The following is a 16,678-nucleotide window of genomic DNA, read 5'->3' on the forward strand; positions in this document are numbered from 1 at the left end:
GACTTTCATTCATGGGTCCGATGTATTGTTGCAGGGTGTTCAGCACTTCCAGCTGCAGAGGTTGAAGCGGCTTGTCCTGCCGGAACGAGGTAAACACCTGCCGGATATAAAAGTTCGTGGTATTATACAAATGCTTGGCTTCCTGACACCTTTGCTCGAGGTAGGAGAATAAGCGGTGGCTTGGCTTGATCCAGATCTGAAACGTTTTGTAGGTGGTTTCTGCCATGATCTCACCTCCTTCAACCCACGCACATATGTTCCCGTATCTCACTCCATTTTACCCTAATATGAATGAAATACATAGGCCCTTGGAAGGCAATTCGCAGCAGTTGCCGATTCACCACCCACTTAGCTCCTTCTTGGCTTGAAGCGGGCGTCCTCTTGGCGATTTTGATAGATAGGACATGCGGACATTCCTCCATAACGGTTCGGCTTGTTTGCTGCTCTTATCGTAGTCCTTTTTGCCGGAAGATTCTAACGGGGATTGTGACGATGTTGTCTCGTATTTTGGCGTGGAGAGGAAATTCGTTTTACAATAGAAGATGACGATATTGGAAAAGGACGAGGATAGAAGTTGGCGGACTACCTGTATGCGATGGCTTCCACCGAAGAAGAGCGCGGCTTATGCTTGCTCGAGATGCGTTGTTTGCTGGGAGCGGATGGCCGGTATAATCTGATCGGGAGCCGGGAAGAGGTCGAGCCCGGTCGCAGCCCTTTCATTAAAAATCGAATTCGAGTCCTGCTCGAGAGCGACGAACTGGCGGAATTGGCCGAATTGGCGGGCGCGGGCGTGGAGCTGGACGGGCGGACGTTCAAGGTGTCGGCGATCGATAACGACGACCCGGAAGAGCAAGGGCGCTTCGATTATACCCTTAAGCGCGAGTTGGAACGGGAGGTCGGATTTCGAATTCGCGGCCGGGCGGAAATGCGTAGTCCGGAGCTGGAATTCGGCTTCGCCCGTTTCGGCGGCCGTTGGCTGTTCGGGGAACTGGAGCGGGGGAATACGGATTGGATGAAGCACCGCGATCAACCCCGTCAATATTCAACGGCGTTAAGCAACCGCGTCGCCCGTTCGATCGTTAATATCGCCGTGCCTCGCAGGGCAGGCGTACGCGCGATCGATCCGTGCTGCGGCATCGGAACGGTGCTGCTGGAGGCGATGTCGCTGGGCGTCGACATCGTCGGAAGGGACGTCAATCCTCTGGCCGTTCTCGGAGCGCGGGAAAATCTGGCTTATTACGGCTACGGTTCTCCGTCTTCCGTAACGCTCGGCGATATGAGGGAGGTCGAGGAACGTTACGATGTCGCGATCATCGATATGCCTTACAATCTGTGTTCCGTTCTCTCCGACTCCGAGAAGACGGAGATGATGCGCAGCGCCAGACGCTTCGCTTCCAGAGCCGTCGTCGTGACGATCGAGGAGATGGATTCGTTCATCCGGGAGGCCGGGTTCGAGATACGAGACCGTTGTGCGGTGAATAAGGGCAACCGATTTTCCCGGCAAGTGCTCGTCTGCGAATAACAGCGAACATCTTATTGAAATTATGTCCGCTTTCGTCCACAATGGATGAAGAATATTAGGCTAGGCCATCTTGGCGTCAAGGAGAGAAAACCGAATATGAAGTATATAAGCACGAGAGGGAAGGTCGCGCCGATCGGCTTTATCGATATGTTCCTGATGGGACTGGGCGAAGACGGGGGGCTGATCGTTCCCGAGACGATTCCGGCCATTGCGGAAGAGCAACTGCAAGCTTGGTCGGGCTTGTCCTTCCAGGAAGTGATGTTTAACGTCTTTTCATTATATACGAACGGAGAAATTCCGGACGAGGACCTGCGCAAGCTGATCGAAGACAGCTACGCCGGTTTTACGAGCCCCGACGTGCTGCCGCTGACGAAAATCAACGACGAGCTGAGCGTTATGGAGCTGTTCCACGGGCCGACATTCGCGTTCAAGGACGTTGCCTTGCAGTTGATGGGCAATCTGTACGCTTACGTGGCGAAGAAGCGCGGCGAAGTGATCAACATTCTCGGCGCGACCTCGGGCGATACGGGAGCTTCGGCGATCAGCAGCGTTCGCGGCAAGGAAGGCATTCAGATCTGCATTCTGCACCCGAACGGCAAAGTCAGCCGGGTGCAGGAGCTGCAAATGACGACGGTGCAGGACGACAACGTGCTGAACCTGTCCGTGGAAGGCAATTTCGACGATTGCCAGCGCATTATCAAGGATCTGTTCGCCGACGTCTCGTTTAAGACCAAGTATCACCTTCGGGCGATCAACTCGATTAACTTCGTGCGCATTTTGGCGCAGGCGGTGTACTATTTCTACGCTTACTTGAAGCTGCCGGCAGAGGCTCGGGCGAACGGCGTCAACGTCAGTGTGCCGACGGGCAACTTCGGCAACATTTTCTCCGGCTATCTGGCCAAGAAAATGGGTGTTCCGATCAAACAGCTCGTGCTGGCGACGAACGAAAACAACATTCTGGAGCGGTTCATCCGCGAAGGCGTGTATAAGCCGGAAGGCTTCCGCAGCACGCACAGCCCGTCGATGGACATTCAGATCGCGAGCAATTTCGAGCGTTACCTGTACTACTTCCTCGGCGAAGACTCGGCAGAGGTCACGGCCCGGATGGATCGGTTCAAAGCGGAAGGCCAGCTTACCTTTACTGCGGAAGAAGTCGCGCGCATTCAGCGCGATCTGTCGGCCTACAGCGTGTCCAACGAGGAGTGTCTGGAGACGATCCGCAAGTATAAGGAAGAGCGCGGCTATTTGCTGGACCCTCATTCGGCTTGTGGCGTGGCGGCATACGAGCGCGCGGGCAACAAGAGCGACGGCGTCTTCGTCTCGCTGGCGACGGCGCATCCGGCGAAGTTCGACGAGGCGATCAAGCTGATCGGTATCGAGCAGGAATTCCCGGAGCGGATCTCCGAGCTGTTCGACAAGCCGCAGCGGCAAGTCGACGTCGACAATTCGGAAGAGGCGGTCGCGGCGCTGTTGGTGGACTTTTATCGAGTGGACGGCTAGATCGACAACAACGAAACGGGGGAAAATGGATTGCTTATCGGAGCGGTAGAAGCGGGCGGAACGAAGTTCGTGTGCGGAATCGGCAATGAAAAAGGGGAAGTTCTCGATCGGATCAGCTTTCCGACGGAACAACCGGAGAAGACGCTGGCGCAAGTAGAGGCGTATTTCCGGGACAAGCAGGTGGAGGCGATCGGCATCGGGTCGTTCGGACCGATCAATATCGACCGCGAAAGCGCTCAGTATGGTTATGTGACGACGACCCCGAAGCCGGGATGGTCGAACTATCCGATGCTGCCGGAGCTGAAGAAGGTGCTCAACGTCCCGATCGGCTGGGATACGGACGTGAACGCGGCGGCGCTCGGCGAGGCGACTTGGGGCGCAGCCAAAGGATTGAACAGCTGCTTGTATTACACGATCGGCACGGGCGTCGGCGTCGGCGTCTATGCCGAAGGCAACATGGTGCACGGGCTCGTGCACCCGGAAGGCGGCCACGTGCTGACGAGACGGCATCCCGACGATACGTACGAAGGCAAATGCCCGTACCACGGCGATTGTTTGGAAGGCATGGCCGCGGGGCCGGCTCTCGAAGCCAGGTGGAAGGTGAAAGGCAGCGAGCTGCCCGCGGATCACCCGGCGTGGGAGATGGAGGCGTTCTATATCGGGCAGGCGCTCGTGAGCGCGATTTTGCTGCTGTCCCCGAAGAAAATCATTCTCGGCGGCGGCGTCATGCACCAGCTTCAGCTGTTCCCGCTCATTCGCGAGCAGGTTCGCAGCGGGCTGAAGGGCTACGTCGCTTCGCCTGCTCTTGAGCCTGGCGGTATCGACCAATATATCGTGCCACCGGGTCTTGGCGACAACGCCGGCCTGTGCGGCTCGATCGCTCTTGGTCTTCGTGCGTTCGAAGAGTCGCGGAAGTAGAAAATTTGGGGACGTTAGAGGTCAACCCGCGAGGGTTGGCCTCTATTTTTTATGTGTAGAAGTGAATACTCGATGTTTTATGTCATTTAAATGTAATATTAACTTACATTATTGAAAAAGAAAAACGGCGAAGTAAAGAGAAGGGGGTAGAGAATTCAAGAGAAGAAGTGATGAATTCGCTTTAATACGAGGATTAAGGGTTTGTAATAAAATCTGACATAAACTTATGATTTGATTATCAACAAAGAATTAATCTTACATAGGAGGTTACAAACATGTCTTCTTCATCCGTATTTCGCAAAATCTCGGTCTCGCTTCTGGCTCTGGTGCTTCTCGTAACGGGCATGAATGCCGCCTTCGCCGCCGATGCGCCGGCTGCTTCGGCATCTTCCGAGGTTAAAATTCCTCCTGTCCCTTTCGCCTTCAAATCTTCTCCTCTTCCTAACGTCATGGTTATTGCTACGGGCGGTACGCTGGCCGGCAAAGCGGCCGACGAAACAAGCTTCCAGAATTACAGAGCAGGAACGTTCCTGATGGAAGATCTGGTGAAGCAGCTTCCGGACAAAAACAAAATCGCCGACGTCTCGGTCTACCAGTTCGGCAACAAAGGCTCCGGCGGTTACGCCATCGCCGATCTGTACGATCTGTCACTGGTCGTGGACCAGGCTCTGAAGCTTTACGACGGAGTTGTCGTCACGACGGGAACGGACACGATGGAGGAGATCGGGTATTTCCTCGATCTGACGGTACAGAGCGAGAAGCCGGTCGTCATCACGGGGGCGATGCGGCCTTGGGATGTCATCGGTACGGACGGTCCGGCCAACCTGTATAACGCGATCAAGCTGGCGGGAAGCGGGAAGACGACCTGGTTCGGAACCGTCCTGATGCTCAACGACATGATTCATGCGGTACGCGACGTCACGAAATCGAACGCCCATCGCATGGATACGTTCCAGACGCCGATCATGGGCGCGCTGGGATACATCGATGAAGAAATTCGCATCTACCGCGCTCCGGCACGGGCGTTGAAAGCAGGCAAAGAAGACTGGAAAACGCCGTTCGACCTGAAGAAAATCGCCAAGAAGGATTTGCCGATCGTAGGCATCGCCTACAACGGGCAAGAGATGAGCGGAGGCGCGATACGCGGCTTGGTCGCCGACGGAGCCAAGGGCATCGTCACTGCCGGCACGGGTGCCGGAGGCATTTCGTCCCTGATGGGCGAAGCTCGTAAAGAAGCGATCGGCAAAGGCGTTATCTTCGTCACGACGACTCGCACGGGTTCGGGCACGATCTACGGCGGCAGCGAAGGAATTATCGCCGGCGACAGCCTGAACGCCCAGCACGCCCGCATTCTGCTTATTCTTGCGCTGGCGTTCTCCGACGATTTCGAGACCATCAAAGGATGGTTCGAAGGAGTGGGCACGCAGGACATCGACGGCTCCAAGCTAGCGTCCTAACCCATATTCCGACTCTCGGGAAGGGGTCTCGAATTCCGCTGCGAAGCGGCATTCGGGGCTCTTTTCGCGTCTAAATAGATCGCGCTGTCGTCGGGAAGCCTATTGACAATTGTTTCTTTCTGCAACATTATAATATATGAGCAAATATTCATATGTTATGGGATGAGGGATGGAACATGTCCAAACGCACGCACGATCACAATCAAGATGGCCACAATCATAAGCATGCTGGTCACGATCACGATCACGATCATAATCATGATGACCACGAACACGATCCTAATCTTGACCAACACCCGCACGATCATGGCCACCGCCATCATCACGATCACGGCCATCATCACGGCATCGGAGGCCACCATCACCACTTCGACGGCAACCGCGACGGGAATAAAAAAGGCTTAACCATCGCGCTCATCATCACCGCGGGCATCATGGTGTTGGAGTTTGTCGGCGGTCTCGTCACGAACAGCCTTGCGCTGCTCTCGGATTCCGGCCATATGCTGAGCGACGCCAGCGCTCTGGCGCTGAGCCTAATCGCTTTTTGGTTCGCAGCCAGACCGGCATCTCCGAATAAGACATACGGTTTCTACCGGTTCGAAATATTGGCCGCGTTGTTCAACGGCGTAACCTTGTTCGTCATCGCCGGGTTCATTATGTGGGAAGCCTACGAACGTTTCTTCGCTCCTCCCGAAGTGTCGAGCCTGTCGATGCTGTTGATCGCCTCCGTCGGACTCGTCGCCAACCTGCTCAGCGCGCTAGCGTTAATGCGCAAAGGAGACGTCAAGAACAACCTGAACCTTAGAAGCGCCTACCTGCACGTGCTCGGAGACGCTCTGGGCTCCGTCGGCGCTATCGTCGCCGGGATCGTCATGCTCGCCTTCGGCTGGTACGTCGCGGATCCGATCATCAGCGTGCTCGTCTCGCTGCTCATTTTGAGAAGCGCCTGGAGCGTCATCAAGCACACCGTCCACATTCTAATGGAGGGAACCCCGGCGACGATCGACCAAGGCGCGGTCAAATCGGCGCTAACCGGTATCCCGGGCGTTCTCGACGTCCACGATCTGCACATCTGGACGATTACTTCGGGAATGGAATCGTTAAGCTGCCATCTGCTTGTCGAGGATGCCTCGGATCAGCAAAGCATTTTGCAGCAGGCCATTCGGACGATCGAGGAGAAGTTCAAAATCCAGCACTCCACGATCCAGATCGAGACGTCGGAGATCCGGCATATGGAGCTGAAGGTTTAGTTGAAGCCAAATACGGCCTTGCTCTGTCGGCCGCACAGCGTTAGAGTAAGGACATCGACCGCAGAATGGAGGAGGGCTTCGCATTGAAAATGCTGTTCCGATACAATTGGCAAGTCCGGGAGGAATGGTACGCATGGTGCGGGGAGGTTCCAGAGGAGGAGCTCTTGAAGGCGCGAACGGGAGGCGTCGGAGGAATTCTGCGCACGCTGTTCCATATCATCGACGTAGAGTGGAGCTGGATTCGCGAAATTCAAGGATACCCGGATTTTCAGGGCGAATTTGACGAATATCGCAGTTTGGAGAAGGTTCGGAAGCTGGACGAATCGTTCCGGGGCGACGTTCGGCCGTTCATCGAATCATGGGACGAAAGCTTGGAAAACCGGATATACGTCGATCGCGCGAGGGACGGTACGATCCGGAATCTCGCTTGGGGAGAAGTCATGAGACATGCGCTGGCCCATGAAATTCACCATATCGGACAGCTTTCGGTCTGGGCGCGCGAGCTCGGCAAACCGCCGGTCAGCGCGAACCTGATTCGAAGGGGATTAAGCGGGGTATAAACTCCTTTGCAGAGCAGTTGTAACAAAATTAACGTTTTCTAACCGTTTTTTAAGAAAAGCTTAAAATCCCCCGGATAACGGCTATTCTTTTCTTTTTGGAAAAATATCGGAAAAAACGGATATGTTATAGTAAATCCCGACAACGACGGTTCGATGCAACCAGAGATGCCCGGGAGGATTTACTTAAACATGAAAAACAAACTTGCGATAAAATGGGTGCTTGCGTGCGGCTTGGCGGTAACGGGATTGTTCGGGACGGCGATCGGAACTTCTTCCCAAGCGAGCGCGGCTACGCCCGAGTCATTAAACTTGCTGTCCTTCGGCAAAGACTATATCGGTACGCCATACAAATTCGGAGCCACGGCCGGCTCGACCGCCGCATTCGATTGCTCCTCTTACGTTCAGTACGTGTTCGAACAAGCCGGAATTTCCCTGCCCCGGACTTCGTCCGCTCAAGCTTCGGTAGGCGAGAAGGTCGACAAAGCGTACTTGAGCGTCGGCGATCTTCTGTTTTTCAAAACGGGAGGAAGCGGAATCAGCCACGTCGCCATCTACGCCGGAGAAGGCAAAATGCTCCACGCCAGCAGCAGCCAGGGAGTAACCGTCTCCAGCATGAATACGAGCTATTGGACGAAAGCCTACGTAACGGCTCGCCGCGTGCTCTAATCGTCAAAATGATAAACCATCCCTTTCGCTTTCGCGGGATGGTTTTTTTGTACATTTTCATATAAATGGATGGGCTTTTGCAGGCGGACGAAGGACATTGTTCTAAAGAATCGGTTATCGTCTCCCGAATCGCGCACGAACGGAGGGCGATGTTCTAAACAATCGGTTATCGTCTCCCGGATCGCGCACGAACGGAGGGCGATGTTCTAAACAATCGGTTATCGTCTCCCGGATCGCGCACGAACGGAGGGCGATGTTCTAAAGAATCGGTTATCGTCTCCCGGATCGCGCACGAACGGAGGGCGATGTTCTAAACAATCGGTTATCGTCTCCCGGATCGCGCACGAACGGAGGGCGATGTTCTAAACAATCGGTTATCGTCTCCCGGATCGCGCACGAACGGAGGGCGATGTTCTAAAGAATCGGTTATCGTCTTCCGGATCGCGCACGAACGGAGGGCGATGTTCTAAAGAATCGGTTATTGTCTTCCGGATCGCGCACGAACGGAGGGCGTTGCTCGAAAGAATCGCATATTGGCACCCTGGTTAGACGAGACCGTGACGAAAAGCTCTTCTACGTACGACACTTTCGATTAACTCCCTATTTGAACGAGCCCTTAAACGCCTTCTTCAGATCGTCGGTGCTCTCCGAGATGAGGAACAGCACTCGCGGATGCCGAACTCGTGGCGCTAGGCGGTACGTTGTTGTTCTTATCGGAATTGCGATTCTCGATGTTTGAATAACGTACGGTACTACTGACGGAATCTGGGCCGAAAATGTTGCGGATAAGCGCTGCGAATTTGCCATTCAGGTTGATCGGCTGTCTGTGCTTGCCCAATCGTTTGATCGTCACTTGCTGCCGAGCTTCAGAATTTCGCCGTTATCGACGAAAGTTGCCGTGTTGAACAGCATCAGAGCTTTCTCGATCCCGCTCTCTTCCATATAATCGCCGATGCTGCCATTGTAGAAGCGGATGTCGATGACGTGAATTTCGGATACATGTTTGGTCAAGAAAGGGACAAAGCTATGGGCGTAGGAATCCTTCACGACGAGCAGCTTGCCCAGATCGGCGTCCCCGGAATCGCTCTTAATGACGGACAATGCGTGGACTCCGCCGAGGAAATACGAGTACTTATCCTTTTTCGCCAGGAACTCTTGCGCGTACAAGCTCTTATAAGTCTTATCCGTGTCCGCGACGTACATCTCCGAGCCGACGGGCTGCTTCGGCCGGAACGCCTGAACGATGTCCGGATTCAAGCCGCCGAACTGCCCTCGCGTATGGAAGCTGCCGAGAAACGAGTCGCTGACGTTCTCGACCTCGAACTCGTCCAGCGCAGCGGCCGTCCAGCCCATCGTCGCGGCGTAGGCGGTATAGGCGTAGTACGCGCCGAGCGTCGTCCAGTGATGGTCCGTCCGGTAGTAGAGTGGCTGGGAGGAGTGCGGACGCAGGAAGTCAAAGCCGTTCAAATAATCGACGCTGTCCCCGAGAACCGAGCCCACGCGGGCGTTAACTTTCTCCTGCGGATAGTTGGGCGCTTTCCAGGGCAGGCGCTCCGGGTACATCCCGACCGAGGTCGGGGCGAGCAGGAAGAGGACGTCCGCTTCCGGATGCTTCGCGGCAAACCGTTTCACCGCTTCGGCGTAGGCATTGATCTTATTGTAATCGGGCTCGGCGAACTTCTCCAACAAGTACCCGTCCTTGCCCAGGTAAATGCTGTTGTTTTCCTGCTGCAGCCTTAATCGCTCCGCCGCCGACTTCACCCCGATCCAGTCCGCCCTGAGCGGAAAATGATCCGTGACGAAGCGTTCGGTCTCGTCCGCGAATTTCTTGGAAATCAGATTGTCCCAGGTGAGTCGGGGCATTTGCTGCAAATAGCGGTTTTCCAGCTCCGAGAACCGTTCGGTCGGCAGAGCCAGGAAAGCTGCGGACAGGAGGAACAGCGTGCCGGCGAACGACCCGACGAGCAGTCGGTCCGTGATCCGCTTCATAGTTCTTAACCTCCTATCAAAAACGAAAATACAAAAACGGGTTGAAGGTCGCATCCACCAAATAAGACACCGACAGCAGGAACAGAGCGCCGCACCCGACCATGCGCAGCGCGTCCCCGGTTCCGCCCAGACCGTCCGCCGCCAGTCGCCGCAGCTTGCCGTAGGGAAGGGCGGCAACCGTCAGCACGGCCAGCAGAATAGCGTTCGTGTAGGCGAAGTACATCGTTTCGCCGTTCCATAGAGGCTGGCCGGCCAGGCCGAACATCGCGGCCAAATATCGGCCGACTTCCGGCAGATCTTCGAACGCGAACAATACCCAGCCGACGAGAATGAGCAGCGCGGCATACAGATGGCGAACCCACCGGGGCGAGCGTTCCAGCAGCGACAGGCCGATCCATTTCTCGAAAATGAGAATGACGCCGAAGTACAGCCCCCAGAGCAGGAAGTTCCAGCTCGCGCCGTGCCAGATGCCGGTCAGCGTCCAGACGATCAGGATGTTGCGCAGCTGGTTGCTCGGTCCCTTGCGGTTGCCGCCGAGCGGAATGTAGACGTAGTCCCGGAACCAGGTGCTCAGCGAGATGTGCCAACGGCGCCAGAAATCGGTGATGCTCTGGGCGGCATAAGGCTTGTTGAAGTTCTCGTTGAACCGAAAGCCGAACATCAGGCCGAGTCCGATCGCCATGTCCGAATAGCCGCTGAAGTCGAAATAAATTTGGAAGGCGAAGGCGATAATGCCCAGCCATGCCGTCATCACGGGCAGCGTGCCGGCGTCGGCGGCAGAGATCGTATGCCAGAGCAGCCCAATATTGTTCGCGAGGAGCACCTTCTTGGCCAGCCCGGTCACGAAGCGGCGCACGCCTTCCGCGAACATCGCGGCGTCCACCTTGCGGCTGCGGAGCTGTTCGGACACCGCCTTGTAGTGCACGATCGGCCCGGCGACCAATTGGGGGAACAGCGCCACGAAGGTGGCGAAGTCGATCCAGTTCCGCTGCGCCTTCGCCGTCCCCCGGTAGATGTCCACGATGTAGGACATCGACTGGAACGTATAGAACGAGATGCCGATCGGGAGCGCCAGTTCGGTAAGCGGAATGTCCGTGCCGAGCCAACCGTTCAGGTTGCCGATCAAGAAGTCGGCGTACTTGAAGTAAGACAGCAGAGCCAGATTGACGGCGATCGACGCGGCCACGACCGCTTTCCGCTTCGCGGGCCCGAGCTTCGGACCGTCCAGAAGACGTCCGAAGCCGTAGTCCGTCAGAGTGGACACAAGCATGAGGACGATGTAGACCGGCTCGCCCCATGCGTAGAACACAAGGCTCGTCAGAAACAGCACCAGATTGCGGATTCTCCACGGGGAGCAGTAGTACAGCAGCAGGACGACCGGCAGAAACAGAAACAGGAAAAGGAGACTGCTGAATACCATCGCCGGTTACTTCTTCGCGAAGAAGCCGTCGAATGCGTTGACGAAATCGTCCGCGCTCTCCGAGATGACGAACAGCACGTAATTCCCTTTTACGACGAGCTTGTAATTTTTGGCGTTCTCGTATTGGTCCTGAAGGTACGTCTCGAATTGCTTCTGAACGTCCGCGGCGCGCTGCTTGACGGCCGCCTCCACGGCGGCGACGTCCTTGGCGTCCTTCACTTTCAGAATGGCGATCTCGTTCGTCTTCACGTTCATCATAGGAGTGCGGATCGTATAGTCTTCGAGCAGCGCTGGGTCCAGATGGTACAGCTGCTCCACCATCGCGCTTTCCAGTTCGACCAGCATCGGCTGTTCGATCCGCTGCAGCATCTCGTCCGCCATTTGCTTGGGCGGGGCCGAGGCTTCGGGCAGGGCGGGCTTGTTGTTATTGGAGCAGGCGGCAAGAGCCAGCCCGATCAGTACGGTCATCAGCAGCAGCGTTATTCTTTTAGTCATGGTGACTTCTCCTCGTCGTGTTGGTAGTTTTGCGAATTCGACACAGCCTCTGACGCAACCGGCGCGAAAAAGGTTACATCTGCGACTTATTTCCCAGATTTTACGGGAATTTAAGGTTCCGATTATCGAAACGCGTTATTATTTGGTTTATAATTGACTAGGTTGAAACCTTTTTGGCGGTACATCGTAAATGTAGGTAGTCGAGGGATGAGAGATTCATAGAATCCGGTCCCGGCGCAATCAGCCGAATTGAGTTTGAAGGGAGACCTTGCTAGACATGACGATTTCGCTTGTGAAAGGACAGAAAGTCGATCTCACGAAGGGCAACGCCGGATTAAGCAAAATTACGGTAGGCCTCGGTTGGGATCCGGTCAAGAAGAAAGGGTTCTTCGGTTCAAGAACGGTGGACATCGATTGCGACGCTTCCGCGCTGCTGCTCGACGAGAACGGCAAGCTTCGCGACAAGCACCTCGTGTGCTTCTACAATCTGAAGAGCATCGACGGTTCGGTCGTTCATTCCGGCGACAACCGGACGGGCGAAGGCGACGGCGACGACGAGCAAATTACCGTCGATCTCGCGCGCGTTCCGTCCCACGTTCACAAAATTCTTTTCGTTGTGAACATCTATGACTGCGTCAACCGTAAGCAAGATTTCGGATTGGTCTCCTCGGCCTACATTCGCGTGCTGAACCAAGCCAACGAGCAGGAGCTCATCCGATTTAATCTGACCGACAACTACGCAGGCAAGACGGCGTTGGTCGTCGGCGAAATTTACCGCCACGGCGGGGAGTGGAAGTTTAACGCGATCGGCGAAGGCTCTTTCGCCGCGCACGTCGACTTGTTGGCAAGAAATTATCAATAATCAATCCAAATCCAAGAAAAGAGGTCATCTCACATGTCTATCAGCTTATCCAAAGGTCAAAAAATCGATCTGACGAAAACAAACCCTGGTCTTACGAAAGTACTGGTCGGTCTCGGCTGGGACACGAACAAATACGACGGCGGCAAGGATTTCGACCTCGACGCTTCCGTATTCCTGCTGAACGGCGCCGGCAAAGCCGGATCCGAGAAAGACTTCATCTTCTATAACAACCTGAAGAGCACCAACGGCGCGGTCGAGCACACGGGCGACAACCTGACGGGCGAAGGCGACGGCGACGACGAGCAAGTCAAAATCAACCTGTCGACCGTTCCTGCGGAAGTGGAAAAAATCTCTTTCTGCATCACGATCCACGAAGCGGCCGAGAGAGGCCAAAACTTCGGACAAGTCACGAACGCGTTCGTTCGCATCGTGAACGAAGACACGGGAGCGGAGCTGATCCGCTACGATCTGGGCGAAGACTTCTCGGTCGAGACTGCGGTCGTCGTAGGCGAGCTCTACCGTCACAGCGGCGAATGGAAATTCAACGCGGTCGGCAGCGGATACAAAGACGGCTTGGCCGGCTTGGTTAAAGATTTCGGATTGATGTAAGACCGTAGTACCCCGGTTTTGGGGACCGCTGTTCAATCGGATCGCGGTCCCTTTCCAATTAACGAGGAGGCATGGCGGAAATGGCGGTTAATTTGTCCAAGGGCCAGAAAGTCGACTTGACGAAAAACAATCCGGGATTGACCAAGGTCAAAATCGGACTGGGCTGGGATACGAACAAGTACGACGGAGGCAGCGCGTTCGATCTTGACGCTTCGGCATTCTGCCTGAACGGCTCCGGCAAGGTAAACTCGGACAGCGACTTTATTTTCTACAACAACAAGACCAACCCGAACGGCTCCATCCAATTGTCGGGAGACAATCAGACCGGAGAAGGAGACGGGGACGACGAATCGCTCGTCATCGATCTCGGGCAGGTGCCGGCGGACATCCAGAAGATTTCCTTCTGCATCACGATTCACGATGCGGCGGCGCGCAATCAGAACTTCGGCCAGGTGGCGAACTCCTTCGCCCGCGTCTTGAACGAGGCGACGAACGAAGAACTGATCCGTTACGATCTCGGAGAAGATTTCTCGATCGAGACCGCCGTCGTCGTGGCCGAGCTTTACCGGCACGGCAGCGAATGGAAATTCAGCGCCGTCGGCAGCGGATATCGCGACGGGCTGGCCGGCTTGTGCCGGGACTTCGGAGTACAAGTATAAGGGAGGAGGATTCCAGATGACCATCAGCTTGTCCAAAGGACAAAGAATCGATCTGACGAAGACGAACCCGGGTCTGAAAAAAGCGATTATCGGCTTGGGCTGGGATACGAACAAGTACACGGGCGGAGACGACTTCGACCTGGACGCTTCGGCGTTCCTGCTTCACGCCAACGGCAAGGCGAACGGCATCGAGGACTTCGTCTTTTACAATAACTTGTCCGCTTACGGCGGAGCCGTTATCCATACCGGCGACAACCGCGACGGTCAGGGTGAAGGCGACGACGAGCAGATCAAGCTGGATTTCACCAAAATACCGGACCATGTCCATCGCATCGGCATTACCGTAACGATCCACGACGCCGAACGCCGCCATCAGAATTTCGGCCAGGTTTCGAACGCGTTCGTGCGGCTGGTGGACGAGCAGACGGGAAGCGAAATTCTTCGCTACGACTTGGGAGAAGACTTCTCCGTCGAGACGGCCGTCGTCGTGTGCGAGCTGTATCGCCACGGTGCGGACTGGAAATTCCAAGCGGTCGGATCGGGCTTCTCCGGAGGCTTGGCCGCACTCGCCAACAACTACGGCTTGGATGCCAAGTAGACAACGGAGGATTCGCAGCGCATGTCTCTGAAGATCATTAAAGGCCAGAAAGCAGACGTTACCAAGAACACTCCGATCTCGCGAGTCGTCGTCGGGATGGGCTGGGGAGCCAGCGCCGGCGTAGAATTGGATTTTTCGGTTTTCGCATTGCAGGCAAGCGGCAAGGTGCGTTCGGACCAGGATTTGATCTTCTATTCGAATCCCAATGGAGCCGGAGGCTCGATTCGAATTCTCGGGCAGGACAAGAAGGGCTACGGCGCCCAGACGGATCAAGAGCAGGTGAGCATCGACCTGAGAAGCGTCCCGCAGGAGCTGGAACGGATTCCGTTCACGCTGACGATTTACGAAGGGGATGCCCGCCGGCAAAACTTCTCTCTCGTCAAGGACGCTTACTTGCGGATCATCGACGAAGCGACGGGCAACGAGCTGCTCCGATATGAGCTTGGCAATCAATTTCCCGTCGAAACGGCGATCGTCGTGGGAGAATTATATAGATACAACGGCGAATGGAAGTTCAACGCGGTCGGATCGGGCTACTCGGGCGGCCTCGCCGCTCTATGCGGCAGCTTCGGCATCGTCGTTCGGGAAGAACCGCCGGCGGCTCCGCCTCCGACGCCGAAACCCGAGGCGGCCAAGCCTCCGGTTGGACAAGCTTCTCCTTCTCCGTCCGTTCCGCCTGTTCAGTCCTCGCCGCCTCCGGCGGCTCCGTCGATTCGGCTGGACAAGATCGAGCTGAAGAAGAAAGGCGACGTCATTAACCTGGAGAAGAAATCCGGAACGCTCGGCGAGATTCTCGTGAATCTGAACTGGAATCGCAAGAAGTCCGGCGGCGGCTTCTTCAAGGCGGCGTCCGGCATCGACCTGGATCTCGGCTGTCTCTTCGAGCTGAAAGACGGCACGAAGGGCGGCGTTCAAGCGCTGGGCAACGCCTTCGGAGATTTCCAACGGCCGCCTTACGTGGCGCTTGACGGAGACGATCGGACGGGCGCGCTCGAAGGCGGGGAGAACTTGCGGATCAACGGGGCCAAGGTCGCGGAGATCGAACGGATCGTCATCTTCGCCTTTATCTATTCGGGCGTGACGAACTGGTCCCAAGCGGACGGCGTCGTTACCGTCAAGTATCCCGGCGGACCGGATATCATCGTGCGGATGGACGAGTACAACAACAGCAAGGGCTTGTGCGCCATCGCCATGATTCGCAACGTGAACGACCAGACGTTCAGCGTCGAGAGGCTCGTGCAGTTTTTCGACGATCAGCAGAAGCTGGACGTCGCGTACAATTGGGGATTGCGCTGGACAAGAGGAAGCAAGTAAATCAATCGATTAGATTAACGGAGCTAGAACCGGCAGGAGGGCCATCATGGATTTTTTGCAAAGCTTTATTGACAACTTCGCTACCTTCTTCGATTGGCAGCATATCGGCGAAGTGCTGTCGATGCCATCGACTTGGGGAATTATCGGTACGCTGATCGTTCTCGAGGGCTTGTTGTCCGCGGACAACGCGCTCGTACTCGCGGTTATGGTTCGCCATCTTCCCAAAGAGCAGCAAAGGAAGGCGTTGTTCTACGGAATTGTCGGCGCGTACGTCTTCCGCTTCCTGGCGATCGGGATCGGGACGTATCTCGTCAAGATTACCTGGATTAAGGTCGCCGGGGGTCTATACTTGCTCTGGATTGCGTTAAGCAACTTGTTCGATCTCCAATTCAAGCTGGCGCGCGTGGGCGGAGTGCCGCTCATTCCGTATATCGGCAAGAAACCGGACGAGGACGAGCACGAGATTGAAAACAAAGGAATGGGCTTCTGGCGTACGGTACTCGCCGTCGAGATGATGGATATCGCCTTCAGCATCGACAGCGTTCTGGCCGCATTCGGAGTCAGCGAAGAAGTATGGGTACTGTTCCTGGGCGGTATTCTCGGCGTGCTGATGATGCGTGGAGTTGCCCAAGTGTTCTTGAAACTGATCGAGAAGTTCCCGGAGTTGGAAAAAGCGGCGTTTATCCTGATTGTCGTCATCGGAACGAAGATGATCGCCGGAGCTTTCGGATTCCATGTGTCGCATGCCGTGTTCTTCTCCGTGCTGATTGCCATTTTTATCGGTACGATGGTCCTCAGTGCCATCAGGAGAAAAGCCGAAGCAGCCAAATCTTCCGCCAAGTCCTAATCGAACCGATTG

16 protein-coding genes and 1 pseudogene are annotated in these 16,678 nt (G+C 55.6%); 13 read left to right on the forward strand and 4 right to left on the reverse strand.

Annotated features, from left to right (window positions below):
* A pseudogene (locus tag ACESLM_RS17015) lies at window positions 1–226 on the reverse strand (RNA-guided endonuclease InsQ/TnpB family protein); the annotation flags it as partial.
* A 348-nt stretch (window positions 227–574) separates the two neighbouring features.
* On the opposite strand from ACESLM_RS17015, the gene ACESLM_RS17020 reads away from it, so the two are divergent.
* The 7 genes from ACESLM_RS17020 to ACESLM_RS17050 all read left to right on the forward strand — a co-directional run bounded on the left by ACESLM_RS17020 (window position 575) and on the right by ACESLM_RS17050 (window position 7,873).
* A complete protein-coding gene (locus tag ACESLM_RS17020) occupies window positions 575–1,522 on the forward strand; it encodes a TRM11 family SAM-dependent methyltransferase (protein WP_372632779.1) in 948 nt (315 codons plus the stop codon).
* A 96-nt stretch (window positions 1,523–1,618) separates the two neighbouring features.
* Complete coding sequence (thrC, locus tag ACESLM_RS17025; protein WP_372632780.1) at window positions 1,619–3,022, forward strand: threonine synthase; 1,404 nt, start codon at window positions 1,619–1,621, stop codon at window positions 3,020–3,022.
* Between the two features lie 30 nt (window positions 3,023–3,052).
* Complete coding sequence (locus ACESLM_RS17030) at window positions 3,053–3,940, forward strand: ROK family protein (protein ID WP_372632781.1); 888 nt, start codon at window positions 3,053–3,055, stop codon at window positions 3,938–3,940.
* A 275-nt stretch (window positions 3,941–4,215) separates the two neighbouring features.
* A complete protein-coding gene (locus ACESLM_RS17035; RefSeq protein ID WP_372632782.1) occupies window positions 4,216–5,397 on the forward strand; it encodes an asparaginase in 1,182 nt (393 codons plus the stop codon).
* Window positions 5,398–5,573: 176 nt separating this feature from the next.
* Window positions 5,574–6,647, forward strand: coding sequence for a cation diffusion facilitator family transporter (locus ACESLM_RS17040; protein ID WP_372632783.1), 1,074 nt, complete (start codon window positions 5,574–5,576; stop codon window positions 6,645–6,647).
* Between the two features lie 83 nt (window positions 6,648–6,730).
* Window positions 6,731–7,207, forward strand: coding sequence for a DinB family protein (locus tag ACESLM_RS17045; RefSeq protein ID WP_372632784.1), 477 nt, complete (start codon window positions 6,731–6,733; stop codon window positions 7,205–7,207).
* Between the two features lie 189 nt (window positions 7,208–7,396).
* Window positions 7,397–7,873 (forward strand): C40 family peptidase, encoded by a 477-nt coding sequence (locus tag ACESLM_RS17050; RefSeq protein ID WP_094044170.1) that lies wholly within the window; start codon window positions 7,397–7,399, stop codon window positions 7,871–7,873.
* Between the two features lie 849 nt (window positions 7,874–8,722).
* Here the strand turns inward: ACESLM_RS17050 and ACESLM_RS17055 are convergent.
* Genes ACESLM_RS17055 through ACESLM_RS17065 form a run of 3 tightly spaced genes read right to left on the reverse strand, consistent with a single transcriptional unit; the run spans window position 8,723 to window position 11,777 of the window.
* Window positions 8,723–9,862, reverse strand: coding sequence for a DHHW family protein (locus ACESLM_RS17055; RefSeq protein WP_372632785.1), 1,140 nt, complete (start codon window positions 9,860–9,862; stop codon window positions 8,723–8,725).
* A 16-nt stretch (window positions 9,863–9,878) separates the two neighbouring features.
* Complete coding sequence (locus ACESLM_RS17060) at window positions 9,879–11,282, reverse strand: MBOAT family O-acyltransferase (protein WP_372632786.1); 1,404 nt, start codon at window positions 11,280–11,282, stop codon at window positions 9,879–9,881.
* A 6-nt stretch (window positions 11,283–11,288) separates the two neighbouring features.
* Window positions 11,289–11,777 (reverse strand): DUF4358 domain-containing protein, encoded by a 489-nt coding sequence (locus tag ACESLM_RS17065; RefSeq protein WP_372632787.1) that lies wholly within the window; start codon window positions 11,775–11,777, stop codon window positions 11,289–11,291.
* Between the two features lie 277 nt (window positions 11,778–12,054).
* On the opposite strand from ACESLM_RS17065, the gene ACESLM_RS17070 reads away from it, so the two are divergent.
* The 6 genes from ACESLM_RS17070 to ACESLM_RS17095 all read left to right on the forward strand — a co-directional run bounded on the left by ACESLM_RS17070 (window position 12,055) and on the right by ACESLM_RS17095 (window position 16,666).
* Window positions 12,055–12,639 (forward strand): TerD family protein, encoded by a 585-nt coding sequence (locus ACESLM_RS17070; protein WP_372632788.1) that lies wholly within the window; start codon window positions 12,055–12,057, stop codon window positions 12,637–12,639.
* 33 nt (window positions 12,640–12,672) lie between these two features.
* Window positions 12,673–13,248: a TerD family protein gene (locus ACESLM_RS17075; RefSeq protein ID WP_372632789.1), complete on the forward strand. Its 576-nt coding sequence runs from the start codon at window positions 12,673–12,675 to the stop codon at window positions 13,246–13,248.
* Between the two features lie 80 nt (window positions 13,249–13,328).
* Entirely contained in the window at window positions 13,329–13,907 is a 579-nt protein-coding gene (locus ACESLM_RS17080; RefSeq protein ID WP_094044157.1) for a TerD family protein, read from the forward strand.
* Between the two features lie 16 nt (window positions 13,908–13,923).
* Complete coding sequence (locus ACESLM_RS17085; RefSeq protein WP_094044155.1) at window positions 13,924–14,505, forward strand: TerD family protein; 582 nt, start codon at window positions 13,924–13,926, stop codon at window positions 14,503–14,505.
* Window positions 14,506–14,526: 21 nt separating this feature from the next.
* Window positions 14,527–15,819, forward strand: a complete 1,293-nt coding sequence (locus ACESLM_RS17090) for a TerD family protein (RefSeq protein WP_372632790.1) — start codon at window positions 14,527–14,529, stop codon at window positions 15,817–15,819.
* Window positions 15,820–15,865: 46 nt separating this feature from the next.
* Complete coding sequence (locus tag ACESLM_RS17095) at window positions 15,866–16,666, forward strand: TerC family protein (RefSeq protein ID WP_372632791.1); 801 nt, start codon at window positions 15,866–15,868, stop codon at window positions 16,664–16,666.
* Window positions 16,667–16,678 lie beyond the last annotated feature (12 nt).

Origin of the sequence: Cohnella sp. (assembly GCF_041641335.1) — a bacterium.
Lineage (GTDB): Bacteria > Bacillota > Bacilli > Paenibacillales > Paenibacillaceae > Cohnella.

Bases quoted from the DNA above. Each gene is read 5' to 3' on its own strand.
- thrC (WP_372632780.1), top strand. From the start codon at position 1,619: ATGAAGTATATAAGCACGAGAGGGAAGGTCGCGCCGATCGGCTTTATC.
- ACESLM_RS17035 (WP_372632782.1), top strand. From the start codon at position 4,216: ATGTCTTCTTCATCCGTATTTCGCAAAATCTCGGTCTCGCTTCTGGCT.
- ACESLM_RS17040 (WP_372632783.1), top strand. From the start codon at position 5,574: ATGTCCAAACGCACGCACGATCACAATCAAGATGGCCACAATCATAAG.
- ACESLM_RS17050 (WP_094044170.1), top strand. From the start codon at position 7,397: ATGAAAAACAAACTTGCGATAAAATGGGTGCTTGCGTGCGGCTTGGCG.
- ACESLM_RS17055 (WP_372632785.1), bottom strand. From the start codon at position 9,862: ATGAAGCGGATCACGGACCGACTGCTCGTCGGGTCGTTCGCCGGCACG.
- ACESLM_RS17060 (WP_372632786.1), bottom strand. From the start codon at position 11,282: ATGGTATTCAGCAGTCTCCTTTTCCTGTTTCTGTTTCTGCCGGTCGTC.
- ACESLM_RS17065 (WP_372632787.1), bottom strand. From the start codon at position 11,777: ATGACTAAAAGAATAACGCTGCTGCTGATGACCGTACTGATCGGGCTG.
- ACESLM_RS17070 (WP_372632788.1), top strand. From the start codon at position 12,055: ATGACGATTTCGCTTGTGAAAGGACAGAAAGTCGATCTCACGAAGGGC.
- ACESLM_RS17075 (WP_372632789.1), top strand. From the start codon at position 12,673: ATGTCTATCAGCTTATCCAAAGGTCAAAAAATCGATCTGACGAAAACA.
- ACESLM_RS17080 (WP_094044157.1), top strand. From the start codon at position 13,329: ATGGCGGTTAATTTGTCCAAGGGCCAGAAAGTCGACTTGACGAAAAAC.
- ACESLM_RS17085 (WP_094044155.1), top strand. From the start codon at position 13,924: ATGACCATCAGCTTGTCCAAAGGACAAAGAATCGATCTGACGAAGACG.
- ACESLM_RS17090 (WP_372632790.1), top strand. From the start codon at position 14,527: ATGTCTCTGAAGATCATTAAAGGCCAGAAAGCAGACGTTACCAAGAAC.
- ACESLM_RS17095 (WP_372632791.1), top strand. From the start codon at position 15,866: ATGGATTTTTTGCAAAGCTTTATTGACAACTTCGCTACCTTCTTCGAT.